Raw genomic sequence first — 26,908 nt, 5'->3', positions numbered from 1 at the left:
TTCTGGTGATGATAAATTAAATGTTAGTAATAATTTATTGAGCCATGTGGGATATATGCCTGCATGGTTTTTTGTTATTCAAAATAAAGATTAAATTAATTTTATTGATTCAAAATTTATCATAAGTAAGGAGAAAGAGATTATGAAAAATAATAAAATACAACCAAGTATATTACCCGGCTTTATGGAGCTATTACCTAGAGAGCAACAAATATTTAAGGATATAATAAGAAAAATAACTAATGTTTATGAGAAAAATGGCTTTTTAGAGATGGATACACCAATAATTGAAAAGTCGGAGGTATTATTAGCTAAAAGTGCAGGTGAGACAGAAAAACAAGTATACAGATTTAATAGAGGAAGTAATGATTTATCTTTAAGATTTGATTTGACAGTGCCTTTCGCTAGATTTTCAGCTCAGTATTTTAATGAGTTAATATTCCCGTTTAAAAGATATCAAATCGGAAAGGTATATAGAGGGGAAAGAAACCAAAGAGGAAGATATAGAGAGTTTTATCAATTTGATGTTGATATTATAGGGAATAATAAACTGAGTATTAATAATGATGCCTTAGTAATTAGTATGGCCTCAAGAGCCTTTAAAGCCATTGGTTTAAAGGATTATAAATTACAAATAAGCAATAGAAAAATATTATCATCTGTTTTGAAGGAGTTAGAAATTACGAATACAACAGAAGTTTTGATATTAATTGACAAGTACGACAAAATAGGAGCAGCAGAATTTGAAAGTTCATTAATTGAATTAATAGGTAAAGAAAAAGCAGATTATATTAATAAAATCATTAATATTAATGGAAGCAATGAAGAAATATTAGCTGAGTTGAAGAAATTAGATATGAATTCAGAGGAATTAAAAAAGGGTATAGAAGAAATTGATACAGTTAGAAAAATGTTAAAGCTCTTAGGCGTAGACGATAATGAGTATACAATAAACTTAAAAATAATAAGAGGACTTGATTATTATACAGGAACAGTAATTGAAACATTTTTAATTGGAAATGAGAATTATGGTTCAATATGTTCAGGTGGAAGGTACGACAACCTAGCTGAAAATTATACAGATAACATCTTACCAGGGGTAGGAATATCTATTGGGCTTACAAGATTATTTTTTGTATTAAAAGAAATAGGATTTTTAGATAATTATAAGGTGGAAAAATCCATAGAATATTTAATTATACCAATTGGGGACACACTAGAATATTGCGTCGAGATATATAAAATGTTATTGGCTAAAGGAAAATATACAGAAATATATCTAGAAGAAGATAAATTAAAGAAAAAACTTAATTATGCAAATAAATTAGCAATACCTAATGTAATATTAATTGGAGAAAATGAAGTTTTAAAAAGAGAAATAAAAATTAAGGATATGGCTAGTGGGGAAGAAAAAGTTATTAATCTACTTTGAATATAAGTATACTGATATTTGTTTGAAATTTTATTTTAAGGCTGTTAAAATAAATGTAAATATAAGTAAATGGAGGAGGAACAAGACTTTAAGACGAAATTCTTGTTTTATTTGACTAGATGAAAAATTCTTTATAGTTTTAAACAAGCCGGATAGTGAAGCATATATAAATACTTTTCGCTGCACCGGGATTTTAGATAGTATTGTAATAAAGCCTTCGTGAATATCGAAGGCTTTACTTTAGTATATTTGTTTATTTAATATGATTGATTACATCAACATTTCTTTTTGGAGCAGTTAACTCTTTCTCTATGTTTTTATAACCAAACGCTGCACCATAATAAGGCTCATATCCTTCTGGTATGCCGAGTTTTTCTACTTCATCTTGTAAACTAAACAAAGGAGTCATAAAACTAAGCCAAACAGAGCCGATATTTAAGCTTTCAGCAGCAATTAGCATATTTTGAATTGCTGCTGAACAGTCTATTTTTGGTTCAAGAGCATCTTTTTTTCCGGAAACTATAATTAAAGTAGGAGCATTATATATTGTATTTATTTTAGGATTTAACCCTAGAGTTCTTATAAAGTTATCTTCAGACTTAGCCATTAATTCCTTAGTTTTTTCGTTTATATGTGAAAGCAATTCCTCGTTTTGTATTACTGTAAAATGCCAAGGTTGATCATTGTGTGCAGTAGGTGCATAAATACCTGCCTCTATGATTAAATGTAATTCTTCCTGATTTATTTGATCTTGTAGATAAGATCTTATACTTCTTCTATTTTTTATTGTTTTTAATACTTCATTCATATTTTTTCTCCTTTTCTTCGTTATTGTAAAATGTATCTTGGATTTTTCGGTATACCTATCATACTTTAATGCAAAAATATTTTGTTAAATTATAAAGATTTTCATGAATATCTATATGGAAACATAAGCAACACCTGTTGATAATGTATCACATATATGTTATTATAAGGCCTAATAATACTTGAAACAACCAACAATAAACCTATTCTGTTGGGTACTCAACAGAACAAGAAAATTGTTGTGTGAATTTTATTTTGAAGAAGAAAGGGATTAATTATGGCATTAAAACTAAATGAAAAAGATCCAAGAGTAATTAAGACGCGTAGACTAATTCAAGAAGCAATTTTTAATTTATCAAAAGTGAAGAACTTTGATGCTATTACAGTAAGTGATATCGCCAAAAAGGCCGAAATAAACAGGTCAACGTTCTATGCTCATTTTCAAGATAAGTATGATTTATTAGAATCAATTGTTTCCGATCAGTTAGAATATTTTATTTCTAAAAGAATTGGCGACAAATTAGAAATAACAGAAGAAGTTATAAGGAATTTGATTCTGTCCATATGTGATTACCATGAAGATTTAAGTCAGCGTTGTAAATATAGCTATCGCTCTTTTGCCTCTGTAATAGAGATTAAAGCTAAAGTTCAATTGCGCCAGGTAATGCTTACACTTTTTATAAAAAATGAAAATAAGTTTGCCCATGATAAAATGAAAATAGAATTAATTTTTACTATGATAAGCAGTTCTATTTATGATGGCGTTCAGTATTGGTATAGCTTAGGTAAAAAGGTAAATTCCATCATTTTAGTTGAGGAAATGTTACCTTTTATAATGACATATTTCACACTGCTTTAAAATTAGAGTGTAATAGAAATAATAACTATTGTTTTCCGCCAATAAGTCGTTCACTTAAATTCCAAAGGCTTTCAGCTGCTTCATTATCAATAGCAAAAGGCATTACACCTGAAAAGTCTGTTGTATCTTCAATTTTCCAATTTTCATAATTATTAAAATCTATGTAAGCTATATCACAGTTTTCGCAATATACGCCGCCCATATTGTGCAATTGAGGACTTACCGCACACCATACGATAGTAGCTGAACCTTGTTCAATTGTTTTGAGATTTTTTGAAGGATCGATTATAGGATTTCCTTGCTCATCGTAAGAACCTGAAGCTAAAAGTGCCTCTTCTGGTAAGTACCTACCTAAGCCTGTTCCAGCAATGCTGCCTGGATGAAGAGAAAAGGCTCTTATACCATCTTTTTTAAAGCGTTTATCTAATTCAACCGTAAATAAGACGTTAGCAGTTTTTGATTGACCATAGCCTTCCCAAGGAGTATAATCACGATTCTCAAAATTAGGGTCATCAAGCACAAAAGGTGAAAAGTGGTGACCCCAAGAGGATACCGAGACTACTCTAGCTCCATTGGCTTTACTTAGAGCTGGCAAAAGTCTTGTAGTAAGTTGAAAGTGTCCTAGATGATTGGTTGCAAGCTGAAATTCATATCCTCTACTATCACGATATAATGGGCATGCCATAATAGCTGCACAGTTTACCAAAATGTGCAATGATCGGTCAGAAGCTAGGAATTTATCAGCAAAGGAGTCTATAGAAGAAGGATCAAGTAAATCCATTAACTCAATTTTTACGCCATCAATGTCTTTCAATGCTGCATTAGCTCGTTCATAATCCCTTGTAGGCACTATAACCTCAGCACCTGCTAAACGCAATGTACGAACAGTTTCTTTCCCGAGCCCAGAGTAACCACCGGTTACGATAGCAGTTTTCCCCGTAAGGTTGATACCAGTAATAACGTCATTAGTAGTAGAAGCGGCTCCAAAACCTGAGCCTATAGGTTTTTGTTCTGTTTTCATAAAAAATACCTCCATAAAAATTAATAAATAATAAGATTTTATTTTTAAAATCTTTATGATGAAATTATGCCTTAAATAGATAAAAGCAGCTAGACACATTAATGTATAAAAATTGCCTAATACTGCAATAGGTATTTTTAGAGCAAGATTGAATTACCTTATCTGATGACGTATAATAAAAAAATATTTATTTTTAATATACAAATTAAAGTGAGGTGCAAATATATGTCTCAGCAGCAACAGGGCATTACAAATAAAGAAGCTTATACAGAGTCAAATGCAAGCTATCAAAAAGTTCTAAATCAACTGGCTGCTTTATGCGAAAAAAATCTTACATCAGATGGAGAGGTCGATACAGCAATTCCTTTTATAACACTTTATAAAAGCAGCAAGGAAACACCGTTACTTCCTGGAATTTTAACGCCATCAATTTGTCTTATTCTACAAGGGGAAAAAAATATTCATATTAATCAGAATATAATTCAATATAATTCTGGAGACTATGTAGCATCTTTGATTGATTTTCCTGTTTCAGCACAAGTCATTGGCGCAAGCGAAGATAAACCATATATTGGCTTACGTGTTGAATTTACTGCCCAAGAAATTTTCTCAGTGATGATGGATGCAAAAATTAATGTGAATTCAAAAGATAATAACTTAAATATGGCTGCATTCATTGGGAAATCCAATTTTGAACTATTAGATCTTCTTATGCGATTACTAAGATTGCTTGATAAGCCTGATTCTATTCCTTTTCTGTCAACATTGATTAAACGTGAAATCATATATCATTTACTTACAGGGGACTATGGTCAATTGTTTCTTCAACAAGCCTTTATTGATTCTAATATAGATAGTATTGGTAGAGCAATCACTTTAATAAAAGAAAACATATCAGAGCCATTTACTGTTGAAGGACTGGCAAAACTCTGCAACATGAGCGTGTCTGGACTTCATCACAAATTTAAAGCTACATTAAACATGGGACCTTTACAATATCAAAAAAATCTTCGACTTCAAGAGGCAAGACGTTTATTAGTTAGTGGATCTATGAGTGTGGGAGATGTGGCCATAAAAGTTGGTTATGAAAGCTATTCACAATTTAACAGGGAATATCGAAGATTATTTGGACTTCCACCTCTTCAGGACATAAAAGAAGTGCGTATAAACACTAAGATGAACTTTATGTGATTCTAAAGTAAAAAACTACTGTCTTTTATAAAAGCTGCCAAATTGCAAGTGGCTGGAGTAAGAAGTCTGCTATCTTTTTTTATAAAGATTCCATTTATGTTTTTATCTTTTAAATCTTCTACTTCTCTTAGAGTAACCCCTGGCATTGAAGAGTCTACCTTGAGACTATTTAAAAAGCCAATACCAAATTCATTTTGCACAAAAGCCATTGGCGAAATCATATTTGTAATTTTAACGGAAACATAGGGGCCTGTTCTTTTATCTAATAAGTCTTCTAATTTTTTTAAAGCTGAGGTTTGTGGTCTTGGCATTAAAATGCGTTCATTCCGTAAATCTTTTAGATACACCTTTTTCTTTGAGGCAAGTGGGTGTGAGATAGGAACCGCTAAAAGGATTGGAAGTTCAAGAACAGGGATAAAATTCATGTCATTATTATTAATGGACAAGGTGCAGATAGCAAAATCTAGTTTACCATCGATTACCATGTTGTTTAAAGCAATACTAGTATCAATTGTAATTTCAACATTAATAAGAGGAAATTGTTTGTGGAAGGAATTTAGAATTTTAGGTAATATGCGACTGGCGATGGGTTCATTTGCACCAATTTGTACAGTTCCCTTTGTGTTATCTGAAAATTCATTTATAGACATCATAAGATTTTCATAATCAGTGAGCATTTGTTTTGCAGGATTTTTAAATAATTCTCCAGCCTGAGTTAATCGTATTTTCTTGCCTCTTTCCATAAGAACCACTCCAAGTTCTGTCTCAAGGCTTTGTATATGATTGGTTACAGTTGATTGAGCGTAACCAAGTTCTTTTGCAGCCTCTTGGAAGCTGCCATTTTTTAATATGCTGAAAAATGTTTTTACAACTTGAATGTCCAAAATACTTCCTCCTTCATTGTATATAGATAATTCGATAAATCGAAATCATTCTATTCGATATTTCCGTTTTACTAATACTTAATTGCATTTTATAATAACATTAAAGAAAATAGAAAACAATAATTATAAATGCATAGCTTCAATATTAAAGCAGTTTTTAAAGGACTTTCGATATTTTAAGGAAATTTGAGAATATAACTTTAAATAGGGAGCAATACATTTTATAGAAGAAAGTGAGGAAGGTTATTTATGAAATATACGAGATTAGGTAATACGGGATTAGAAGTTTCTAGAATATGTTTAGGATGCATGAGCTATGGAAATACTGGTACAGGTATAAATGAGAGACCATGGACTTTAAGCGAGGAGGAGAGCAGGAAATTTATAAAATTAGCTTTAGATAACGGTGTGAACTATTTTGATCTTTCAAATAATTACTCTGATGGAGACACTGAAAGGATAGTTGGACGAGCGATTAAAGATTTCGTTCGTAGAGACGATGTAGTTATTGCAGATAGGGTATTTGCACCAATGCGTCCAGTTCCAAATGGCATGGGGCTTTCTCGTAAGGCAATAATGACAGAAATAGATGATAGTTTAATGCGACTCGGTACAGATTATATTGATATATATGAAATAGGTCGCTTCGATTATAACACACCTCTTGAAGAAACCTTAGAAGCTCTTAATGATTTAGTGAAGGCTGGTAAGGTACGTTATCTAGGTGCATCAACTATGTATGCATGGCAGCTTATGAAGGCTATTGGTATTCAAAAAGCCAATGGATGGCATCGTTTTGTGGTAATGGAGAATTATTATAACCTTCTTTACAGGGAAGAAGAACGAGAAATGCTTCCATTATGTGAAAGTGAGGGGATAGGTGTTACACCTTGGTCTCCATTAGCGCGCGGTCGATTAACTCGTCCTTGGGTGGATGGCGTGCAGACTACAGAACGAGGAAAAACTGATGCACATGCATCACAGTTGAACATAACAACAAATTTAGATAAGCCTATAGTTGATAGATTAGCTGAAGTTGCAGAGAGAAGAGGAGTACCTATGGCACAAATTGCGTTAGCATGGCTGCTTTCAAAAAGTGTCATTACTTCTCCAATAGTAGGTGCAACAAAAGAACAACATATAAAAGATGCTGTAGAAGCGGTGGAATTAGAGCTATCAGAGGATGAAATAGCAGCATTAGAAGAATTTTATAAACCTCATACCTCTTTGAATAATTACAATTTTAAACTTCAAGCAAGATAATAATAAAGTATATTATATAAGAAACGACTGAGGGAATATATCAAAAAATTTACATTAGAACTAAATAAATAATACTGTGGACCATATTATAAATATATGATAAAGTGAGCAATAAATTGATATTGAAAGGTTTATGAGGCGTTCAAATATTTGAATAACGCATTATAAACCTTTTTTTATTATGTTTAAAATTAAAATATAGTAGATTGAGATACTAGAATAATTGTATGGAAATTGTTGGGGATGAGTTATCATGATATACTATAACTGGAATTATTCGCTTTGGAGAATTAGATAGGTTGTTGCCAAATGTAACATAAGCTACTTTGACAAAAGAACTTCGTACTTTAGAAAAGTATCAACTTATAGAGAGCAAAGTATGTCTAGAAGTTCCACCAAAGGTAGAATATTCATTAACTAATATAAAAATGTGGAGGAAATTATGTCGGAGAAAATAAAAGTTACTTGTGAAATGGAAATTACGTTGAAAGTGATTGGTGGTAAATGGAAACCTCTTATTTTGCATTATTTGCAGGAGGAAGGACCAAAACGTTATAATGAGATTCTGCATTTTTTGGAAAGTGCACCTAAAAAAACTTTGACGAATCAGTTACGCGAACTAGAAGAACAGGAAATTATACAAAGGAAAGTTTTTTCAACAACTCCAGTGAAGGTAGAGTATTCTGTCACAAAGCACGGGGAAACGTTATATCCAATTTTGGAAATGATGTGTGAATGGGGCAGTCAAAACGAAGGGGATAGATATGAAGTGACAAATAGGCAGTGTTGTGAGGAGTAAGTAGGGTACATATAAGTAACCTAGGCAAAAAAAAGTGCCTTCTTGTATTTGTTTTCATTTGGAAATAAAATATATTTAGACTAAGAGAAAGAAGGTATTTACTATGGAGAATTTCACATTTTATGCACCAACGTATTTTGCATTTGGAAAAGATACGGAGAATGAGACAGGAAAATATATAAAAAAATTTGGCGGAACTAAAGTCTTAATTCATTATGGTGGTGGATCAGTTATTCGTTCTGGGTTATTAGATCAAGTAAAAGAAGCTTTAATAAAGGAAAATTTATCTTATGTGGAATTAGGCGGCGTAAAGCCAAATCCACGAAGTGGTTTGGTATATGAAGGTATTGATATTTGTAAGAAAGAAAAAGTTGATTTTATTCTAGCTGTAGGAGGCGGAAGTGCAATTGATTCAGCGAAAGCAATTGCAGCAGGAGCAGTTTATGACGGAGATTTTTGGGATTATTATCAAGGGAAAGTAGTAGAAAAGGCATTGCCTATAGGTACAATTCTCACAATTTCTGCTGCTGGAAGTGAGGGATCGGCAGATTCTGTTATCACAAATGAAAATGGAATGTTTAAACGTGCTACATCAGGAGAAGCACTAAGACCTAAATTTTCTATTCTAAATCCAGCATTGACTCAAACTTTATCAAAATATCAGACTGCGTGTGGAATCACGGATATTCTTGCACATTTATATGAAAGATATTTTACTAATACTGAAGAAGTTGAAGTTACAGATCGTATGATAGAGGGATTGATGATGACTATGGTTCATGAAGGACCAAGAGTTATTGCCGATCCAGATAATTATCAAGCACGTGCTAATATTATGTGGGCAGGAATGATGGCACATAATAATTCATGTGGTGTGGGAAGGTCACAAGATTGGACAAGTCATGATATCGAACATGAGTTATCTGCTCTATATGATTGTGCTCATGGTGCTGGTTTAGCAGTAACGATGCCAGCAGTTATGATATATAACATGGAGCATAATGTTATGCGTTTTGCTCAAGTTGCATGCAGAGTATGGGGATGTGAAATGGATTTTAATCATCCAGAAGAGACAGCAAAAGCTGGTATTCAGGCATTTCGTCAATTCTTGATTTCCATTGGCATGCCAAAGAACTTTGAGGAACTGGGAGCAAAAGAAGAAGACATTGAAAAATTGGCTCATACTGCTTGTTATGGAGATGTGAAAGCTGGTACTTTAGGCGGCTTTGTAACGCTAAACGAAAAAGATGTTGTAAATATTTATCGTTTGATGCTGTAAGGAGATTAGATGATATGACTAGTGAAGATTATATTAAATTGAATGAGATTATATTAAAACAGGAAGAGATGCTTAGATTTCCGCAGTTTTCAAATAGAGATGCTTGGGAACTAGGAAATTATATGGTAAATAAAGTTTATGAAAAGAAACAGGAATTAGCTATTGCTATTCGAAAATTAAATGGAAATATTCTCTTTCAGCATTGTACAGAAGGAACAAACCTTAATAATCAAAACTGGATGGATAGAAAATATAATACAGTATCCTTAATGGAAAGAAGTTCACTAGGTGCATGGGCGGTTGCCGCTACTACTGGTGAAGTGGTTAGTACCCATGGATTGACTGAGAAAGATTATATATTTTGCGGAGGTGGATTTCCAATTCGATTGAAAACGGGGGAAATGGTTGCGGTTTTGATCGTATCTAATTTTCCACACGAGTTGGATCATGATTTTATAGTAAAAGCTTTAAGTGATTGGCTCGGTATTGATAACGTTCCTGAAATAGATTTATCACTGTCATATTAGTCTGAAAAGGCAGAAAACTGTGTGATTCTATTAATTTTTAAGCAGTTAGGGCTATCAAAAGAATCAGAATAGTTTTAAATAACTAATTTACATAAAGGTAGTTCGGAGTTTTTTTATGTGAAATTTAAAAGGTATTAAACTAAGATATAAGTATATATTATCATAATCAAAATAAAAGGAATACTCATAACAATAGAAGTTTTGAGTATTCCTTTTTCTATTTTAAAGAGATAATAAGATGATAAAATGGTACAAAAAAGAGCAACTAGAAATTATATTTGAATTCAGAGGAATTTAAAAAGGGCATAGAAGAAATTGAAACAGTTAGAAAAATGCTAGAGATCTTAGGAGTAGACGATAATGAGTATACAATAAATTTAAAAATAATAAGAGGACTTGATTATTATACAGGAACAGTAATTGAAACATTTTTAATTGGAAATGAAAATTATGGTTCCATATGTTCAGGAGGAAGGTACGATAACCTAGCTGAAAATTATACAGATAACATCTTACCAGGGGTAGGAATATCTATTGGGCTTACAAGATTATTTTTTGTATTAAAAGAAATAGGGTTTTTAGATAATTATAAGGTAGAAAAACCCATGGAATATTTAATTATACCAATTGGGGATACACTAGAATATTGCGTCGAGATATATAAAATGTTATTAATATACCATTAATAAATATGTAAGAAAGAATTTATTTATTAATGTTTATTTATTAATAGAATTAGAAATTCCATACCTTCTTGAATCTTCATTTCCTATAAGATAAATTTCAACAGTTAGCTGGTCATCTATTTCTATTATATATTTTTGTTCACTATCATTAAAATTATAATTACCAATTTGTTGATTTTGTTTCATTTTATTTAAAGTTGAATCAAAAAAAGACTTACATTTATTTATGTCATATTTATTATAATAAATTTCAGTTGGAGTTTTAAATAAAAAAGCAGAGTTGGATGGTAATGGAATAGATAATTCTTTATCTTTTTTGTAATGCACCGTGTAATTATTAGTTGCAAAAAAAGTACTTTTAATAATAAGATGAAAATCATAATTTGTATAGTATAAAATAAAGATTGTTATAGGAATAAAAATTATCATAAATTTTTTTAAGTTTAAGATATTCATTAATGTACTGCCTCCCATCATTATATTTTAACTATACAATCTTAAATATTACTTTAGAATTATTATACAAATCATATAAATTATATTCAATATATTAAAGAGTTACGGGTACTTATTCTTCAGAATATTACCATAGGAGAATATATATTCTAAAACATAATAAAATATATATTCTAAAGAATATGCGCCTAAAATGCGGATTGAGAGTGATTTTTTATAAAAGTATTAATATTTAATGATTTTTATAGCACTAGTCATATATCCATAAGAGTAGCAGATAAATTATTAATGCTGTAAATGAATTATTGAGGTGTGTTAGGAGATACATTAAGCGCTTGATATTGATTTACATAGGGAGTAGATTAATTGAAAGCGCTTAATGCTGATATTAACATAAAAAATAATTAGGAAAAATATCTGAATCATTTCAAATATTTCATCCAGTCTCCACGGTTTCCAATTTTATTACCAATAGCATAATAATTAAATGGGGCATAAATAGCAGGATCCAGTTTGTTTAGATCGATCTTACTGAAATCTATATTTTCTAAGGCCTCATCTATTTGTATATTTTCTATTTCTGAAATGAATAAATGACTTCCATTTAACTCAATTACTTTGCTAACATTGCATTCGTATATCCATCTGCTTTGTTCAAGCATAGGTATATTTTGATCCTCATTCCATATGTAATCATATTTGACCTTATTTTTTGTTTCGCTAGTACCCGTAGTTGATCCCAAATAATCTGCAAGCCAAATCATATCCTTGCTGACTAAGTTAGCAGAAAACTTATTTTCTCTTAGGAGATTAATTCTCGTCTGTTTATTCCCCCCGATGGTCATAACAATATGCGGAGTATTGTCAATAGTTACCTCTAGCCATGTGACAGTACCGAAGTTGGGTGAACCATCGGCATTTTGGGTACCAATAATATATATAGGTTGTGGAAAGAATATTAAACTTGGCTCAATACTAATTTTCTTCAATGTATGCTACCTCCAAAATTTGTTTTTAATACATATTGTCATTGTCATCATATTATCATGTCAAACTTGACGACAGTATGTCATGTTAAAGTTAGAGTTGTTTATTTTTCTTCTTTCTTCATTTTTTTGAGTATAATAGTCACGATGGGAAATCGCGATTTAGCCACAGAAATTCATCTTAATTTAAAAAGACATAGTTATATAATTTAATTACAGATAATTGTAGTATGTATTCTTTTGTTTTATACTAAATAAAAAGTTAGAAATGAAATGATGATTTTCATTGAATAAACTAGCAAAGTTAATTAAAGGCTGAGAAGCAGTGGCCCATCTTTTCAAGTACGCTGTCTAATTCATGATATTGAGTTGCCTGCATGGCTTTGAGTAATAACATTAAGTTTTTGATTTCTAAATCAGAAAAAAAGCGCTTTGCTCAATGTATAATTTTCCCCAAAATGTATTCTGCCTCCATTACCTTTACTCATGTATACAGGTACGCCAACGGAAGAAAGAACATCAACATCTCGATAAATAGTTCGTGTTGATACTTTGAAGTTTTCAGCTAATTCTTTAGCAGTTATGGATTTTTTGCGAGAAGTATTTACTTTTTTAACAGATGATGGTTTGGTTGGACGTTTAACCATGTCTCAGCAAGAGCGTTGGCCTAAAGGGGGATATACAACTTCTGAACTTGAACATAGCTTGCTGAATGTATATGGTGGCTGGTTGTTTTAGCTAATCGTATAAATATTGATATAAGTGAAGCACTTCACTAAGTTAATGTTTAGTGAGGGGTTTTTTATGCTTAGAGTATTAACAAGTTTCGACTGTTGAAAGTTCTGTTTTATCTAGCGTTTAGAACTATTTGACGAATATATATATCAATGATTAGAAGAAATTAAAGAAATTATTAAATCTGAGTAACCTTTTACAGTTTTTGTTTATTAAATAATATATTGATGTTAAAATAAACGTATATACAAAAGAAGGGAAGGGTATTTATGAGAAATATAAAGATCAAAATATTATTACCACTTTTTTTAATGATTATATTTTTTGTGGGTTTCATGACAATTCAGTTTATCTTCGCGAAAAATAATTTAAAATTGGTAAAAGAAATGAATACAAAATATTTTTCTACTATTTCCAAAACTGATAAATTAAAACTTGATGTTGTGGAGGTTCAACAGTGGCTTACGGACATAAGTGCAACAAGAGCAGCAAAAGGATTTGATGATGGATTTGATAAGGCTGAAACCTATGCACAAGATGTAAAAGTTGTTATACAAGAGCTTAAACAAATAAATCCTGAAAGTACAGGAGAAATTGAAAAAATAGAGAAAAGTTTTGATCCATATTATGAAACAGGAAAAACAATGGCTAGAGCATATATTGATGGGGGCCCTGATAAAGGTAATTTATCTATGGAAGAATTTGATAGTACTGCTGAAGCAATTAACAGTGAAGTTGATAACTTTAAGATTTTAGCTTCTCAAAATATTGAAGTTTCTATAAAAAATATAGAAAAATCAATAACAAATACAATAATTTTAATAGTAGTATCTATTTTAGCTGTAATAATATTATCTATAATGGCATGGATCTATGTTACCAAAAATATTGCTAATCCAATAACTTTAATTTTATCAAAATTAAAAGACATGGCAAGTAGTGAAGGAGATTTAACAAAGCATATTGATTTTGTTAGTAAAGATGAAATTGGTGAACTTGCAAATAACTTTAACTTAATGCAAAATTCATTTAGAGAAATAATTAGTGTTGTTATTGATGAATCTAGAAATGTTGAAAATAAAGTTAAGAAAACTAATGAAAATATTGATCAGTTATCTTTATTGATTGAAGATGTTTATTCTACAACAGAAGAATTATCTAGTGGCATGGAAGAAACTGCAGCATCAACAGAAGAAATGAGTGTAGCAAATTCTCAAATTGAGTTAGAAATAGAATCAATTGCAGAAAAGGCAAAGAACGAAGCTGAAAAATCATCAGAAATTAAAGATAGAGCAAATGATCTTAAAAATAAAGCTGTTTATTCTAAAGAAACAGCAAAGCAAATTAATAGCAAAACGCAGGACAAGCTTTTAGATGCTATTGAAAAATCTAAAGAAGTAGAGAAAATAAGTGTTTTATCTGAAGCTATTTTACAAATTGCATCTCAAACTAATTTACTAGCATTAAATGCAGCCATAGAAGCCGCAAGAGCAGGGGAGGCTGGAAAAGGTTTTTCGGTGGTAGCAGAAGAAATTAGAAAACTTGCGGAAGACTCAAAAAACACTGTATCAGAAATACAAAATATTAGCAGCGTAGTTGTAGGAACAGTACAAAACTTAGTGGCTACATCAGAAGATATAATTGAGTTCATAAACACTCAAGTTATAAGGGATTACGAAATGATTGTTAATACTGGCGAGCAGTATAATAATGATGCAATTATGATTAACAATATGACAACTGAATTTAGTGAAAAATCCAATAAAATAATGACTTCAATGGTTACAGTTGCAGAATCCGTAAATCAAATAACTAATGCAAATAATGAATCTGCAAATGGAACAAATAATATTGCTGAAAAATTGAATACTATATCTGAAAAATCTGATAATGTGGTGAAATTAATAAAAGAAGTTAACACTAGTACAAATAAATTAGTCGGAATGGTTAATAATTTTAAAGTATAACAATATCTCCAAATAAGGATTCGTATCACAGGTGAATATATGAAAAAGATTATGAATGAACAATTAATTTATGAAATACTTTCTGTTGTGGAAGAGATCCCTGCAGGCAAAGTAGCTACATATGGACAAATTGCCAGCCTTATTGGCAGAGAAAAAAATGCACGGCTTGTGGGGAAGGCTCTTAGCCAGGCAGAATTTTATGGTAGATATCCATGCCATCGAGTGGTAAATCATGCTGGAAGGTTGGCACCGGGATGGCAGGAACAACGATTTCTGCTATTAGAAGAAGGTGTATCCTTTAAAGATGAGAATCATGTTGATATGAAGAAAAATCAATGGGACTGTTAGGATGGTTATGCAAGATGAATAAACAGAATTATTTAAATTCGATAGATCAAAAAAAGGAAGGCGATTTGTTGCAAATAAATAAAAAAAAGCTGCACTACAAGGCATCTAAACCAAGTAATATGGCAATTGTACCGATAGCCGGATTGAGGTATATCCATTAAAATATTAGAAATCTAAGATAATAGATATTAAGAGAAAAATACCAACGGCTATACATTTCAACCAATGATGACTTAATCTATGAGTCAAAGTTTTTAATATTGACAGTAGAATTAATTTAGCGTATATTATAATTAATAAGACCTAACACGCCTCTTAACAATGCGGACCACGTTAGGTTATTTTGATTTAAGGAGCTTTTTAAAGTATGGATAAGAAAACTTTGCAAAATCCAATTTCAATAGATTATCAAATTGATAATTTAATTTCGAAATGGTTAATAATTGAAGATAGAGATTATGCAAAGAGCTTTTTAAGTAAAGTATCATAATTACTATATGAGTGATGACAAATACACCATTTTTTATTTTTTAAATATGATGTATAAGCATCTCGTAGAAATTTTTCTTCAATTTCATTTAATTCAATTTTATCCATAATATAACTCAATCTCCTTTTCCGACAGTAAACATTTTCAATCTTATTATGGATAGTAAATTTAATATTTATGTATATTGGAACGGTGGGAATGGTTTTATTTATGGCATAACTTAACAGTAGTAATACTGGTATATATAATTTAAAACTGCACAAAATAATATATGAAAGAGGTGATTGTCATGGGAAACGATTTTGAAGATGATATTTGGGGATTACTCCGAAAATAACTTTTAAATCCCCATAAGTACACTTATTTCAAAAGAAGCCAGGGTTTAAGAATAAGCCCTGGTTTTATTTTATTTCTCTGCCTTATATTTTCTAAAAATCGAAAGATTACTTAAGCCATTAAAGAATATTATCTAATATTATGAAGACAATAAAATAGACTAATATTTAAGGAGTGATATTTATGGATGAAAATCCTATGTTTTGCTATCAGTGTGAACAAACAGCAGGGGGAAAAGGATGTACAAAGATTGGTGTATGTGGAAAAACACCAGAAATTGCAAATTTACAGGACTTATTAATATATCAATTAAAGGGAATTTCTTGTTATGCAAAACCTTTAATTGAACAAGGTAAAATTATAGATAAAGAAATAGTTAAATTTGTAGAGAATGGTTTATTTACAACATTAACAAATGTAAACTTTGATGCTGAAGTTCATGTGAGATTATTGAAGGAATCTCAAAAGATAAAAGAATCATTAAGAGATCAAGCACCAGAAGGAGAATATCCAGATGCAGCTACATACAATTTAAGTGATACAAAAGAAGAGATGTTAAAGGATTCAGTAAAAGCAGGGATAATGTATGATCAGAATCTAGATGCTGATATTCGTTCCTTAAGATCAACTATTCTATATGGATTAAAAGGTGTGGCTGCTTATGGGCATCAAGCAAGGTTTATTAATTACAATAATGACCAGGTAGATAATATTTATTTCTTAGGATTAGAAGCTACTACAAATGATAACTTAAGCTTGGATGATATGATACGTATGACAATGAGGGTTGGAGATATGAGCGTGCAAGTAATGCAGCTTTTAGATGAAGCTAATACTACTAGATACAAAAATCCTTCTCCTCATAAGGTAAATGTTAATATTAAAAAAGGTCCATTTATTATAGTATCTGGTCATGACCTTAGGGATTTAGAAATGCTTTTAGAGCAGACAGAAGGTAAAGGAATTAATATTTATACACATGGTGAAATGTTGCCATCCCATGGATATCCAGAACTAAAAAAATATAAACATTTAGTAGGAAACTTTGGTTCTGCATGGCAAAACCAACAAAAAGAATTCGATGGAATTCCGGGCTGTATTTTAATGACTACTAACTGTTTGATGAGACCAAGAGAAACCTATAAAGATAGGATATTTTCAACAAGTGTTGTAGGCTGGGATGGAATAAAGCATATCGATGTTCTAGAAGATGGAACTAAGGATTTTAGTGAGATAATAAATAAAGCATTAGAATTAGGCGGCTTTAAAGAAGATGAAGAAGAAAAAGAAATCTTAGTGGGCTTTGGACATCATGCAACATTATCTCATGCTGAAGCAATTGTTAATGCGGTTAAGGAAGGAAAGGTTAGACATTTCTTCTTAATCGGTGGGTGTGATGGTGCAAGGCCAGGAAGAAGTTATTATACTGAATTTGCTCAAAAGGTACCAAAAGATTGTATTATCCTTACACTGGCATGTGGAAAATATAGATTTAATAAATTAGACTTCGGAGAAGTGGCTGGACTTCCAAGATTATTAGATGTAGGTCAATGTAATGATGCATATTCAGCAGTTAGAATTGCAACAGCACTTGCAGATGCATTTAATACAGATGTTAATGGATTACCATTATCAATAATTCTTTCATGGTATGAGCAAAAAGCAGTTGCTGACCTTTTAGCATTACTTTCATTAGGCGTAAAAGGAATCTACCTTGGACCATCACTTCCAGCATTTGTAAGCCCTAATGTATTACAATATTTAGTGGATACATTTAACATAAGACCTATAAGTGAACCAGATGATGATTTAAAAACTTGTTTGCAACAAGGTGTGTAAAATATAAAAAAAATACATTAACAATATTAATAAAAGTGTTATAAACTATTTAAAAGAATCTAATTGATGAAGGTTATATTATCAATTAGATTTTTTTGTATTATTATAAACGTACATCATAGGCTTTGTTATGATTTAGCATAATTGCAAACTTTAAATTTTGTCTCATCAGAAGTTATACAATACTAATTTGTTATTCATTTCGCTCAGAACCTCTGGGGTAATAGTCGTGAGTTTACGAACGACTTGCTTAAAGCGTATCATTAGATTTAAACAGCTTGATGATACATTTATTATTTAGATTGAATATATCCTATACCGTCTGGTAATATGTTATAGCTTGTAAGACCCACACACCTATCAACTTCAATAAATATAATTTTTTTTAAATGTTCTAAACCATCTATTTTTGCCTTAGTAATCTGTCTATCCTCATTACTATATGAGTGACGATATGAATGATGGCAAATACACCATTTTTTATTTTTTAAATATGATGTATAAGCATCTCGTAGAAGTTTTTCTTCAATGTCATTCAATTTGATTTTATCCATAATATAACTCAATCTCCTTTTTTCATAGAAAACATTTTCAGTATTATTATGTATAGTAAATTTAATATTTATGTATATTTGAACGGTCGGAATGGTTTTATTTATGGCATAACTTAACAGTAGTAATACTGGTATATTTATTTTAATACTGCACACAATAATATATTAAAGAAATCATTGATATTTATTGTTATAGTAAATTTTCTTGTAATAATACTTGAATGCACTATTACGATAGGTAATAGTGAAACTATAATAACTAATGCCTCAATTGCAATAGATAAATTCCAGAGAATAAGTAAAGTCTAGGCCACTACCCCTTAGGTCCAACATTAGGACCTAAGGGGTAGTGGCCTAGAGTTTATGAACGACTTACTATATTATATAGTTTAAAATTTTTCGTAAATATGCTATAATTAACAAAATAAGTAAATTGATAGAGGTAAGTTAGTTATGATAATTAATTGTAAGGATATCAGAGCGGAAGCAAGACGGAGTTTGAAAGGATTTTGGAAGGTAATAATATTAATTAGTCTGGTATATAAGCTTGTTGACATTGTTGGGGATTTCATTCCAAAATCAAGTACTTTAGTGATTGTTCTAATGTCAGTTATTTCTACTATCTATGGATCATTTTTTTTGTTTGGATACACATCCGTAATATTGAAACTAGTAAGAGGCCAAAATATTAAATTAAAAGATATGCTTTCTGGAAGGTTTTTAAAAGCATTAGCAATAAACGTAGTAGTGGGTATTTATACTATATTGTGGTCACTGCTTTTGATAATTCCCGGAATTATAGCAGCAATTAAATATTCTATGACTTTTTATGTATGGGTAGATAATCCAAACATTGGCATTAATGAAGCAATAAGTAGAAGTACTGAAATGACTGATGGGCATATAATGGATATATTTACATTAGGACTAAGTTTTATTGGCTGGATAGCATTAATATTTGTTCCAGCTGCTATTGTTGGATACTGGCATCAACAATACTTTACCATAATTGCATCTGTTGGAATGGTTTTTCTAACTCCATATATCGATTTAGCAATGGGAACTTTATATACTAAGTTAGCTGAAGAGCAAAAAACCGAAATATAGATTTGTGCTGATATATGGAATAGATTATTCAAGCAAAAATGCAACATTATAATTTAGTAGTAATTTTTAATAAAAATATTATTGACTAAATATACATGTATAGAATATAATTGGTAATAAGCAAAACATAGTAAGTTAATAGGAGTAATATGAAAAAAGGATATTTATATGAAGTTAATGCAGTGAAGGGAATAAGTGCATTAGGAAAATTTTTCTGATGGGAATTCTAAATGGAACTTATATAGAATACATCCTAGATTAATAAATTGAATAATAAAATTTATCAAACAGTATCTGACTGGTAAACCAGAGGACATGTTTCTAAGAATAGAAGCATGTCTTTTTTATATATAACTTTATTCAAAGTTATAATTATAATTTGAAAAGTATTTTACATAAAGATATTTTTCCATATGTATAGAGAGGGTGATACAATGTCAAAAAAAACAATAAATATTGAATTAACAGAAGTAGATAACAGAGAAATGAGATTAGGAACTATAACTGCTTGGGATGGTTCAGCAACGGAGTTGTGGAAAGAATCAAATTATGAATTGAGAAGTCAAAGAAAAAATGGCTGTGCTGGAAACCAAAAAGCTTGTCGATTGTGTGAATTAGATTCGCCGTTAAATCAACAGACCATGTGTGCCAATGCGATTGTTGAATGTCAAATAGGAAATATTACAGATTGTATACTTATTCAGCATGCTCCAATTGGGTGCTCAGCAGATAATCCTTGGTTTAATCTTGCTTTTAACATGGGGCTTGGAAGAAGGAATAAGCCACCACAAAATTTACAGATTTATAGCACAAATCTTTTGGAAAATGATATGGTTTTTGGCGCATCGGATAAACTAAGACAAACAATACGGGATGTAAAGGAACGTTTTAATCCTAGAGCAATTTTTATCTCCATGTCGTGTGCTACTGCTATTATAGGTGAAGATATAGATAGTGTTGCAGAAGAGATGGAGGAGGAAATTGGAATAACAGTTATTCCGTTGCATTGCGAAGGGTTTCGATCAAAACACTGGAGTACTGGATTTGATGTTTCACAGCATGGAGTTTTACGTCAAATAGTGAAGCGTAACCCTGAAAAGCAGAAAGATTTAATTAACATTGTAGCTTTGTGGGGAACTGATTATTTTACAGAAATATTAAAACCTCTTGGTTTGAAAGTAAATTATATGATAGACATGGCAAGCTACGATGAACTTGCTCAGGCTTCTGAAGCAGTGGCTACTGCAACTTTTTGTCACACACTTGGTTCTTATATGGCTACAGTGCTTGAAGAACAATTTGATGTTCCTCAAGTTGATGCACCTCAACCTTATGGAATCGCAGGTACGGATGCTTGGCTCCGAGCAATTGGAAAGATTGTTGGCAAAGAAAAAGAAACCGAAGAGTATATAAAGACTGAGCATGAAAGAGTGCTCCCTCAAATTCAAAAATTGCGCGAAAAGTTTAAGGGAATTAAAGGATTTGTTATGACAGGCTCATCCTATGCACATAGCCTTATTTCAGTTTTACGTGAATTAGGAATAGGAGTTGATGGTTCGGTGGTATTTCATCACGATCCTGTTTATGATGGTGGACATGAGAAACAAGATACCCTGCATGAACTCATCAGCAATTATGGAGACATTCCTAATTTTACAGTAAGTAAAACACAGGCATTCCAACTAAATGCTTTATTTAAACGAGTGGAGACAGATTTTGTAATAATTCGACATCAAGGACTTGCACCTGAGGCAGCAAAGCTTGGTATCCCATCTTTAGCCATGGGTGATGAACATTTCCCTGTTGGTTATGATGGAATAATTCGGACAGGTGAGGTTTTGTTAGATATTCTTGCTAGAAAGAAATTTAATGAAGTTCTTTCTAGACATGTTAAAAGTCCGTATAATGAATGGTGGCTTAGTCAAAATGATCCATTTTTGCTTGCAAGACATCCTGAAGTTCTTGACGAACGAGTTAAACTTTTGTAAGTGAGTTACACTGAGACTTTGGTTAAGAGAGGTAAGGGGAATCAATAACTATTGGCGTTACGATAAAATAATTAAAAAAATAAAAAATCGAGAAAATTCAGGAGAAGAATTTTTGTAAGAATATATAAGGAGGATTAGAATGACTAAGATTAATATAGAGAAAAAAAGTAATACAATAGTACATCCACATTATGCTTGTGCGGTTGGTGGTGTATATACTACAGTAGCAATTAAGGGTGGGGTTCCGATTGCAAATTGTGGTCCTGGATGTATGTACAAGCAATATTTTTTTATGGGGTTTGAAAATGGTTTTCAAGGTTCTACTAGTTATGGCGGCGGTAATGTTCCTAGTGCAAATGTAGGTGAGAATGACATAGTATTTGGTGGTGAAAAAAAACTTGATGATTTAATAAAATCAGTTTTAGCAATTTATAATGGTGAATTATTTGTGGTAGCTACAGGATGTACTGGAGAACTTATAGGAGATGATGTTGGATCAATTGTAAAGAAATATCGTGAGGCAGGTTATCCTATAGTATATGCAGATACAGCGGGCTTTAAAGGTTCAAACCTTATAGGTCATGAAATTGTTGTGCAAGCAATAATAGATCAATTTGTTGGAGATTATAAAGGTGAAAAGAAAAAGGGATTAATTAATTTGTGGCTTGAGACACCATTTTTTAATACAAATTGGCGTGGAGATTACTTGGAAATTGTAAGAATCTTAAGAAGCATAGGATTTGAAGTAAATGTACTTTTTGGACCACAAAGTGGCGGTGCAAAAGAATGGAAGGAAATTCCTAAAGCACAATTTAATCTTGTAATTTCGCCTTGGGTAGGGGTAAATATTGCGAAACATTTAGAAAAAAAATATGATCAGCCTTATTTGCATATTCCTGTAATACCTGTTGGTGAGGAAGCTACTACTGCTTTTATAAGACAATTAGTTCAATATTCAGGAATTGATGCTGAAAAATCAGAAGCGTTTATTGCAGAAGAAACAGAATTGTATTATTACTTTTTAGATTCTTTTTCACATATGTTTGCAGAGTATTGGTATGGCTTACCTTCTCGATTTGCTGTTGTGGGAGACAGTGCTTATACACTTGCATATACAAAGTTTTTGGCAGATCAAATAGGACTTATACCAGTAAAACAAATAATTACGGATAATCCACCAGAGAAATTTAGAGAGGAAATAAGTAAGGAATTTAGAAACCTATCAGAAGGTGTGTCTGTGGAGGTAGAATATATTGAAGATGGTTATCTTGCAGAAAAATCACTTTCAGAAGCTGATTTTGGTTCAGGAGTTCCATTGATATTAGGTTCGACATGGGAATCTGAAGTAGCACGAGAAAAAAATGCATTACTAATAGAAATAGATCCGCCTTCTTCTGAGACAGTAGTACTGAATAGAAGCCACATAGGATATAGAGGTGCTTTACAGTTTATAGAAAGAATTTATACGTCAACTGTAGGTGGAAAATAAAAGTTATCTATATTACATATATAGAAGAAATACTTTATACAATGGTAATTAAAAATATCTTTTCTATTTTATCCATGCAGAAAATGACAGAACAGAAGAGTTCAATTAAGATGAATGCATAAAAGCTTAAGTAATATCCTAGGAATGGATGTGATTTGTTGGTAAATATAATTTAATAATAAACAGTTGACTAGAAAACTAGAGGCTAAGTATATTCTTAAATATTTAAGAATATACTGGCCTCTAACTTTTGTATAAAATTTTAATGAATTGGAGTGTTATAAATGGGAGGAAAAAGATTAAGACAAGTAGCTATATATGGAAAAGGAGGAATAGGTAAGTCAACAACAACACAAAATTTAACAGCAGGACTTACTGAACTTGGAAAGCATGTTTTAGTAGTAGGATGTGATCCTAAGGCAGATTCAACTAGATTATTACTAGGAGGGTTAGCTCAAAAAACAGTATTGGATACATTAAGGGAAGAAGGCGAGAATATAGATTTAGATGCAGTTGTAAAGACTGGATTTGGAAATACTAAATGCGTTGAATCAGGAGGGCCAGAACCTGGAGTTGGATGTGCAGGAAGAGGAATAATTACATCAATTGGATTACTTGAAAGATTAGGAGCTTACACAGAAGATTTAGATTACGTATTTTACGATGTACTTGGTGATGTTGTTTGTGGTGGATTTGCTATGCCAATAAGAGAAGGAAAGGCACAAGAAATATATATAGTAGCTTCAGGAGAAATGATGGCATTGTATGCAGCAAATAATATTTCAAGAGGTATTCAAAAGTATGCATTAAAAGGTGGAGTAAGACTTGGGGGAATAATTTGTAATAGCAGAAATGTTGATGGAGAATTGGATCTTTTAGAAGCTTTTGCAAAGGAGCTTGGAACACAATTAATACACTTTGTTCCAAGAGACAATGTAGTACAAAGAGCAGAGATAAGAAAAAAGACAGTTATTGAATTTGAACCAGAAGCAAAACAAGCTGATGAATATAGAACATTAGCTAAAAAAATAGAAGAAAATCAATTGTTTGTAATACCAAAACCAATGAAACAAGAAAGATTAGAAGAAATATTATCCGAATATGGATTAGATGCTTAAAATGTTAAAAATAAGGGAAGGAGCAGAGCAATGCCAATAAAAATTCCTGCTGAATTACCTGCATTTAAGGTGTTACGTGATGATAATATATTTGTAATTAACAGTGAAAGGGCAGATACCCAAGATATAAGAGTATTGAAAATAGCAATTATTAATTTAATGCCAAAGAAAATAGTAACAGAAAATCAATTATTAAGATATTTGTCTAATACACCATTACAAGTAGAAATCAAGTTGATTCAAACAAAGAGCTATGTCTCTCATACCACACTGTTAGACCACTTAGAGAAGTTCTATAATTATTTTGATGAAATAAAGAATGAAAAGTTTGATGGACTTATAATAACAGGTGCGCCAGTAGAAAAAATGAAATTCGAAGACGTAACATACTGGAAAGAACTTACTGAAATTATGGAGTGGAGTAAGACTAATGTATTCTCAACACTACATATTTGCTGGGGAGCTCAAGCAGGGTTATATTATCATCATAATGTACCTAAATATGATTTAAAGGAAAAGATGTTTGGAATATTTTTGCATCGCGTAAATGATGAGAAAGCTGATATTACAAGAGGGCTTAGTGATATTTTCAATGCTCCTCATTCTAGATATACTGAAGTTAAAGGAGAGGATATAGAAAAAGTTAATTATCTTGAGATTTTATCTGAATCAGAAGAAGCAGGAATATTTATTGTAGCGACACAAGATAGAAGAAAAATTTATATTACAGGACATCTTGAGTATGATAGAAACACATTAAATGATGAATATATAAGAGATAAAGAAAAAGGAGAAAAAATAGATATTCCTAAAAATTATTTTAAGAATAATGATCCAAATGAAATCCCTATTCATTCGTGGAGAGGTAGTGCAAATATAGTTTTTAGTAATTGGCTAAACTATTGTGTATATCAAAATACACCTTATGATATTGAAACACTTCATTAATTTAAAATCACAAAACTAAAATTACAGTTATTAAATAATGATATAAAAAATGGATATCGATTAATAAGTCATAATAATTAAAGGGGGCGAGGCTTGCAGATTTAGGAAAAGAATTAATTATATATTAATAAAAAATAGGACAGCTTGTATTAACAATTGAGAAAAAAATCGCGTGGAAATCATAGTAAATTAATCATATAACCATGATTAATAAAAATAAAGATAAAAATAATGGAGGAAAAATTATGAGTAATCAAGAAAGAAAATTAAAATTCGAAACGTTACAACTTCATGTGGGACAAGAACAAGCAGACCCAACAACAGATTCAAGAGCAGTGCCAATATATCAAACAACTTCATATGTATTTAGAAATTCAGCACATGCAGCTGCAAGATTTGGACTAGCAGATGCAGGAAATATATATGGACGTTTAACAAATTCTACACAAGATGTTTTTGAAAGGCGTGTTGCAGCTTTAGAAGGAGGGGTAGCAGGTCTTGCAGTAGCATCAGGGGCAGCTTCAATAGCGTATTCAATTCAAAATATAACAAAGGCAGGAGACCATGTAGTAGCAGCTAAGACTATATATGGAGGAACATATAATTTATTAGCACATACGTTAGCTGATTATGGAGTAACTACAACATTTGTAGATCCAGGAAATTTAGAAAACTTTAAAAATGCAATTAAAGATAATACAAAAGCAATATTTATAGAATCACTTGGAAATCCTAATTCAAATATTATAGATGTTGATGCATTATCAGAAATTGCACATAATCATAAAATTCCACTAATAGTTGATAACACATTTGGAACACCATATTTATTTAGACCAATTGAACATGGTGCAGATATAGTAGTTCATTCAGCAACTAAATTTATAGGTGGACATGGTACATCATTAGGTGGAGTAATTGTAGATTCAGGAAAATTTGATTGGATAGGATCAGGAAAGTTCCCACAATTAACAGAAGCTGATCCAAGCTATCATGGAATTAAATTTGCAGAAGTAGTTGGACCAGCAGCTTATGTAACAAGAATAAGAGCAATTCTACTAAGAGATACTGGTGCATCAATTAGTCCATTTAATGCATTTTTACTATTACAAGGATTGGAAACTCTTTCTTTAAGACTTGAAAGACATGTTGAAAATACATTAAAGGTAGTAGATTTCTTAAATAAACATCCAAAAGTTGAAAAAGTAAATCATCCATCATTAGCAGATAGCCCGGATAACGCATTATATAATAAATATTTTCCAAATGGTGCAGGATCTATATTCACTTTTGAAATTAAAGGCAAAGCAAAAGAAGCTCAAGAATTTATTGATAAGTTAGAAATATTCTCATTACTTGCAAATGTTGCAGATGTTAAATCATTAGTAATACATCCAGCAAGTACTACTCACTCACAATTAAGTGGAGAAGAATTATTAGATCAAGGAATTAAGCCAAATACAGTTCGCCTTTCAATAGGAACTGAGCATATTGATGATATAATCTATGATTTATCACAAGCATTTGAAAGTTAAGTTAAGTTAAAAATGCGAATGAATGAATTTTTGTAAGAAATAGTTAACATTATTTAATAGTAAAATATTATATTTAGAATTGTTGACTAGAAAACTAGGGACTAATTATTTTGTTAAATAAATTTAACGAAATAATTAGTCTTTTGCTATTTTATTAATGAGATTATAGAAGTTTAACGTAGTTGTCCTTAATAATATAAGAAATATCATAATAACTATAATCTAATATATGGTAATAATTATTAGAGGGTATATTATTTACCT

General features: G+C 31.1%; 25 protein-coding genes and 1 pseudogene. 19 read left to right on the top strand and 7 right to left on the bottom strand.

Annotated features, from left to right (window positions below; all coding sequences use genetic code 11):
* Positions 1-142: 142 nt before the first annotated feature.
* Entirely contained in the window at positions 143-1,432 is a 1,290-nt protein-coding gene (gene hisS, locus CLCHR_RS11860; protein ID WP_079440015.1) for a histidine--tRNA ligase, read from the top strand.
* A 253-nt stretch (positions 1,433-1,685) separates the two neighbouring features.
* Here the strand turns inward: hisS and CLCHR_RS11855 are convergent, their stop codons facing one another.
* Positions 1,686-2,240 carry a nitroreductase family protein gene (locus CLCHR_RS11855; RefSeq protein ID WP_079440014.1) on the bottom strand — a complete coding sequence of 185 codons (555 nt, stop codon included), beginning with the start codon at positions 2,238-2,240 and terminating at the stop codon, positions 1,686-1,688.
* Positions 2,241-2,516: 276 nt separating this feature from the next.
* Between CLCHR_RS11855 and CLCHR_RS11850 the strand changes: the two genes are divergently transcribed.
* Entirely contained in the window at positions 2,517-3,098 is a 582-nt protein-coding gene (locus CLCHR_RS11850) for a TetR/AcrR family transcriptional regulator (RefSeq protein ID WP_079440013.1), read from the top strand.
* A 25-nt stretch (positions 3,099-3,123) separates the two neighbouring features.
* On the opposite strand, the gene CLCHR_RS11845 is transcribed toward CLCHR_RS11850, so the two are convergent.
* Positions 3,124-4,119 carry an oxidoreductase gene (locus CLCHR_RS11845; RefSeq protein ID WP_079440012.1) on the bottom strand — a complete coding sequence of 332 codons (996 nt, stop codon included), beginning with the start codon at positions 4,117-4,119 and terminating at the stop codon, positions 3,124-3,126.
* 210 nt (positions 4,120-4,329) lie between these two features.
* Here CLCHR_RS11845 and CLCHR_RS11840 point away from each other — a divergent pair, with 210 nt between their 5' ends.
* Positions 4,330-5,310 (top strand): AraC family transcriptional regulator, encoded by a 981-nt coding sequence (locus CLCHR_RS11840; RefSeq protein ID WP_242966019.1) that lies wholly within the window; start codon positions 4,330-4,332, stop codon positions 5,308-5,310.
* A 2-nt stretch (positions 5,311-5,312) separates the two neighbouring features.
* Here the strand turns inward: CLCHR_RS11840 and CLCHR_RS11835 are convergent, their stop codons facing one another.
* Positions 5,313-6,194 carry a LysR family transcriptional regulator gene (locus CLCHR_RS11835; protein ID WP_079440010.1) on the bottom strand — a complete coding sequence of 294 codons (882 nt, stop codon included), beginning with the start codon at positions 6,192-6,194 and terminating at the stop codon, positions 5,313-5,315.
* A gap of 249 nt (positions 6,195-6,443) precedes the next feature.
* On the opposite strand from CLCHR_RS11835, the gene CLCHR_RS11830 reads away from it, so the two are divergent.
* The 6 genes and pseudogenes from CLCHR_RS11830 to CLCHR_RS11805 form a co-directional block, all read left to right on the top strand.
* Positions 6,444-7,457 (top strand): aldo/keto reductase, encoded by a 1,014-nt coding sequence (locus tag CLCHR_RS11830; protein ID WP_079440009.1) that lies wholly within the window; start codon positions 6,444-6,446, stop codon positions 7,455-7,457.
* A 326-nt stretch (positions 7,458-7,783) separates the two neighbouring features.
* Complete coding sequence (locus CLCHR_RS25665) at positions 7,784-7,915, top strand: winged helix-turn-helix transcriptional regulator (protein ID WP_419260662.1); 132 nt, start codon at positions 7,784-7,786, stop codon at positions 7,913-7,915.
* Entirely contained in the window at positions 7,900-8,256 is a 357-nt protein-coding gene (locus CLCHR_RS11820) for a winged helix-turn-helix transcriptional regulator (RefSeq protein ID WP_079440008.1), read from the top strand. Before CLCHR_RS25665 ends, CLCHR_RS11820 begins: the two co-directional genes overlap by 16 nt.
* Positions 8,257-8,359: 103 nt before the next feature.
* Entirely contained in the window at positions 8,360-9,535 is a 1,176-nt protein-coding gene (locus CLCHR_RS11815; protein ID WP_079440007.1) for an iron-containing alcohol dehydrogenase, read from the top strand.
* A gap of 14 nt (positions 9,536-9,549) precedes the next feature.
* Positions 9,550-10,062: a heme-degrading domain-containing protein gene (locus CLCHR_RS11810; RefSeq protein ID WP_079440006.1), complete on the top strand. Its 513-nt coding sequence runs from the start codon at positions 9,550-9,552 to the stop codon at positions 10,060-10,062.
* Between the two features lie 269 nt (positions 10,063-10,331).
* Positions 10,332-10,739, top strand: a pseudogene (locus tag CLCHR_RS11805) (ATP phosphoribosyltransferase regulatory subunit); the annotation flags it as partial.
* Between the two features lie 42 nt (positions 10,740-10,781).
* Here CLCHR_RS11805 and CLCHR_RS11800 read toward each other — a convergent pair.
* The 3 genes from CLCHR_RS11800 to CLCHR_RS25660 all read right to left on the bottom strand — a co-directional run bounded on the left by CLCHR_RS11800 (position 10,782) and on the right by CLCHR_RS25660 (position 12,837).
* Entirely contained in the window at positions 10,782-11,204 is a 423-nt protein-coding gene (locus tag CLCHR_RS11800; RefSeq protein ID WP_079440004.1) for a hypothetical protein, read from the bottom strand.
* Between the two features lie 422 nt (positions 11,205-11,626).
* Entirely contained in the window at positions 11,627-12,193 is a 567-nt protein-coding gene (locus tag CLCHR_RS11795; RefSeq protein WP_079440003.1) for a flavin reductase family protein, read from the bottom strand.
* Positions 12,194-12,606: 413 nt separating this feature from the next.
* A complete protein-coding gene (locus CLCHR_RS25660) occupies positions 12,607-12,837 on the bottom strand; it encodes a helix-turn-helix transcriptional regulator (protein ID WP_207652315.1) in 231 nt (76 codons plus the stop codon).
* A 357-nt stretch (positions 12,838-13,194) separates the two neighbouring features.
* Here CLCHR_RS25660 and CLCHR_RS11780 point away from each other — a divergent pair, with 357 nt between their 5' ends.
* The 4 genes from CLCHR_RS11780 (at position 13,195) to hcp (ending at position 17,905) form a co-directional block, all read left to right on the top strand.
* A complete protein-coding gene (locus CLCHR_RS11780) occupies positions 13,195-14,892 on the top strand; it encodes a methyl-accepting chemotaxis protein (RefSeq protein WP_079440002.1) in 1,698 nt (565 codons plus the stop codon).
* A gap of 39 nt (positions 14,893-14,931) precedes the next feature.
* Positions 14,932-15,240 (top strand): MGMT family protein, encoded by a 309-nt coding sequence (locus CLCHR_RS11775; RefSeq protein WP_079440001.1) that lies wholly within the window; start codon positions 14,932-14,934, stop codon positions 15,238-15,240.
* A 367-nt stretch (positions 15,241-15,607) separates the two neighbouring features.
* Positions 15,608-15,730 (top strand): hypothetical protein, encoded by a 123-nt coding sequence (locus CLCHR_RS25460; protein WP_278337003.1) that lies wholly within the window; start codon positions 15,608-15,610, stop codon positions 15,728-15,730.
* Positions 15,731-16,249: 519 nt separating this feature from the next.
* Positions 16,250-17,905, top strand: a complete 1,656-nt coding sequence (gene hcp / locus CLCHR_RS11770) for a hydroxylamine reductase (protein WP_182629365.1) — start codon at positions 16,250-16,252, stop codon at positions 17,903-17,905.
* 293 nt (positions 17,906-18,198) lie between these two features.
* Here the strand turns inward: hcp and CLCHR_RS11765 are convergent, their stop codons facing one another.
* Complete coding sequence (locus CLCHR_RS11765; protein ID WP_079440000.1) at positions 18,199-18,459, bottom strand: hypothetical protein; 261 nt, start codon at positions 18,457-18,459, stop codon at positions 18,199-18,201.
* A gap of 453 nt (positions 18,460-18,912) precedes the next feature.
* Between CLCHR_RS11765 and CLCHR_RS11760 the strand changes: the two genes are divergently transcribed.
* From CLCHR_RS11760 to CLCHR_RS11735, 6 genes are all read left to right on the top strand, one after another.
* Positions 18,913-19,566: a DUF975 family protein gene (locus tag CLCHR_RS11760; RefSeq protein ID WP_079439999.1), complete on the top strand. Its 654-nt coding sequence runs from the start codon at positions 18,913-18,915 to the stop codon at positions 19,564-19,566.
* Between the two features lie 434 nt (positions 19,567-20,000).
* On the top strand, positions 20,001-21,554 hold the full coding sequence (locus tag CLCHR_RS11755; RefSeq protein ID WP_079439998.1) for a nitrogenase component 1: 1,554 nt from the start codon (positions 20,001-20,003) through the stop codon (positions 21,552-21,554).
* 139 nt (positions 21,555-21,693) lie between these two features.
* Positions 21,694-23,043: a nitrogenase component 1 gene (locus tag CLCHR_RS11750; protein ID WP_079439997.1), complete on the top strand. Its 1,350-nt coding sequence runs from the start codon at positions 21,694-21,696 to the stop codon at positions 23,041-23,043.
* 284 nt (positions 23,044-23,327) lie between these two features.
* Positions 23,328-24,161, top strand: a complete 834-nt coding sequence (nifH, locus tag CLCHR_RS11745; protein ID WP_079439996.1) for a nitrogenase iron protein — start codon at positions 23,328-23,330, stop codon at positions 24,159-24,161.
* A gap of 30 nt (positions 24,162-24,191) precedes the next feature.
* Positions 24,192-25,109, top strand: a complete 918-nt coding sequence (gene metA, locus CLCHR_RS11740) for a homoserine O-acetyltransferase MetA (protein WP_079439995.1) — start codon at positions 24,192-24,194, stop codon at positions 25,107-25,109.
* A 245-nt stretch (positions 25,110-25,354) separates the two neighbouring features.
* Positions 25,355-26,644 carry an O-acetylhomoserine aminocarboxypropyltransferase/cysteine synthase family protein gene (locus CLCHR_RS11735; RefSeq protein WP_079439994.1) on the top strand — a complete coding sequence of 430 codons (1,290 nt, stop codon included), beginning with the start codon at positions 25,355-25,357 and terminating at the stop codon, positions 26,642-26,644.
* The last annotated feature ends 264 nt before the right edge of the window (positions 26,645-26,908 follow it).

Origin of the sequence: Clostridium chromiireducens (assembly GCF_002029255.1) — a bacterium.
Lineage (GTDB): Bacteria > Bacillota > Clostridia > Clostridiales > Clostridiaceae > Clostridium > Clostridium chromiireducens.
Note: the sequence above shows the minus strand (reverse complement) of the source record. Positions and strands in the feature narration are given on the sequence as shown.

Bases quoted from the DNA above. Each gene is read 5' to 3' on its own strand.
- CLCHR_RS11815 (WP_079440007.1), top strand. From the start codon at position 8,360: ATGGAGAATTTCACATTTTATGCACCAACGTATTTTGCATTTGGAAAA.
- CLCHR_RS11850 (WP_079440013.1), top strand. From the start codon at position 2,517: ATGGCATTAAAACTAAATGAAAAAGATCCAAGAGTAATTAAGACGCGT.
- CLCHR_RS11765 (WP_079440000.1), bottom strand. From the start codon at position 18,459: ATGGATAAAATCAAATTGAATGACATTGAAGAAAAACTTCTACGAGAT.
- CLCHR_RS11750 (WP_079439997.1), top strand. From the start codon at position 21,694: ATGACTAAGATTAATATAGAGAAAAAAAGTAATACAATAGTACATCCA.
- CLCHR_RS11780 (WP_079440002.1), top strand. From the start codon at position 13,195: ATGAGAAATATAAAGATCAAAATATTATTACCACTTTTTTTAATGATT.
- CLCHR_RS11845 (WP_079440012.1), bottom strand. From the start codon at position 4,119: ATGAAAACAGAACAAAAACCTATAGGCTCAGGTTTTGGAGCCGCTTCT.
- CLCHR_RS11830 (WP_079440009.1), top strand. From the start codon at position 6,444: ATGAAATATACGAGATTAGGTAATACGGGATTAGAAGTTTCTAGAATA.
- CLCHR_RS25660 (WP_207652315.1), bottom strand. From the start codon at position 12,837: ATGGTTAAACGTCCAACCAAACCATCATCTGTTAAAAAAGTAAATACT.
- CLCHR_RS11800 (WP_079440004.1), bottom strand. From the start codon at position 11,204: ATGAATATCTTAAACTTAAAAAAATTTATGATAATTTTTATTCCTATA.
- hcp (WP_182629365.1), top strand. From the start codon at position 16,250: ATGGATGAAAATCCTATGTTTTGCTATCAGTGTGAACAAACAGCAGGG.
- CLCHR_RS25460 (WP_278337003.1), top strand. From the start codon at position 15,608: ATGGATAAGAAAACTTTGCAAAATCCAATTTCAATAGATTATCAAATT.
- CLCHR_RS11810 (WP_079440006.1), top strand. From the start codon at position 9,550: ATGACTAGTGAAGATTATATTAAATTGAATGAGATTATATTAAAACAG.
- nifH (WP_079439996.1), top strand. From the start codon at position 23,328: ATGGGAGGAAAAAGATTAAGACAAGTAGCTATATATGGAAAAGGAGGA.
- CLCHR_RS11820 (WP_079440008.1), top strand. From the start codon at position 7,900: ATGTCGGAGAAAATAAAAGTTACTTGTGAAATGGAAATTACGTTGAAA.
- CLCHR_RS11755 (WP_079439998.1), top strand. From the start codon at position 20,001: ATGTCAAAAAAAACAATAAATATTGAATTAACAGAAGTAGATAACAGA.
- hisS (WP_079440015.1), top strand. From the start codon at position 143: ATGAAAAATAATAAAATACAACCAAGTATATTACCCGGCTTTATGGAG.
- CLCHR_RS11760 (WP_079439999.1), top strand. From the start codon at position 18,913: ATGATAATTAATTGTAAGGATATCAGAGCGGAAGCAAGACGGAGTTTG.
- CLCHR_RS11775 (WP_079440001.1), top strand. From the start codon at position 14,932: ATGAAAAAGATTATGAATGAACAATTAATTTATGAAATACTTTCTGTT.
- metA (WP_079439995.1), top strand. From the start codon at position 24,192: ATGCCAATAAAAATTCCTGCTGAATTACCTGCATTTAAGGTGTTACGT.
- CLCHR_RS11735 (WP_079439994.1), top strand. From the start codon at position 25,355: ATGAGTAATCAAGAAAGAAAATTAAAATTCGAAACGTTACAACTTCAT.
- CLCHR_RS11855 (WP_079440014.1), bottom strand. From the start codon at position 2,240: ATGAATGAAGTATTAAAAACAATAAAAAATAGAAGAAGTATAAGATCT.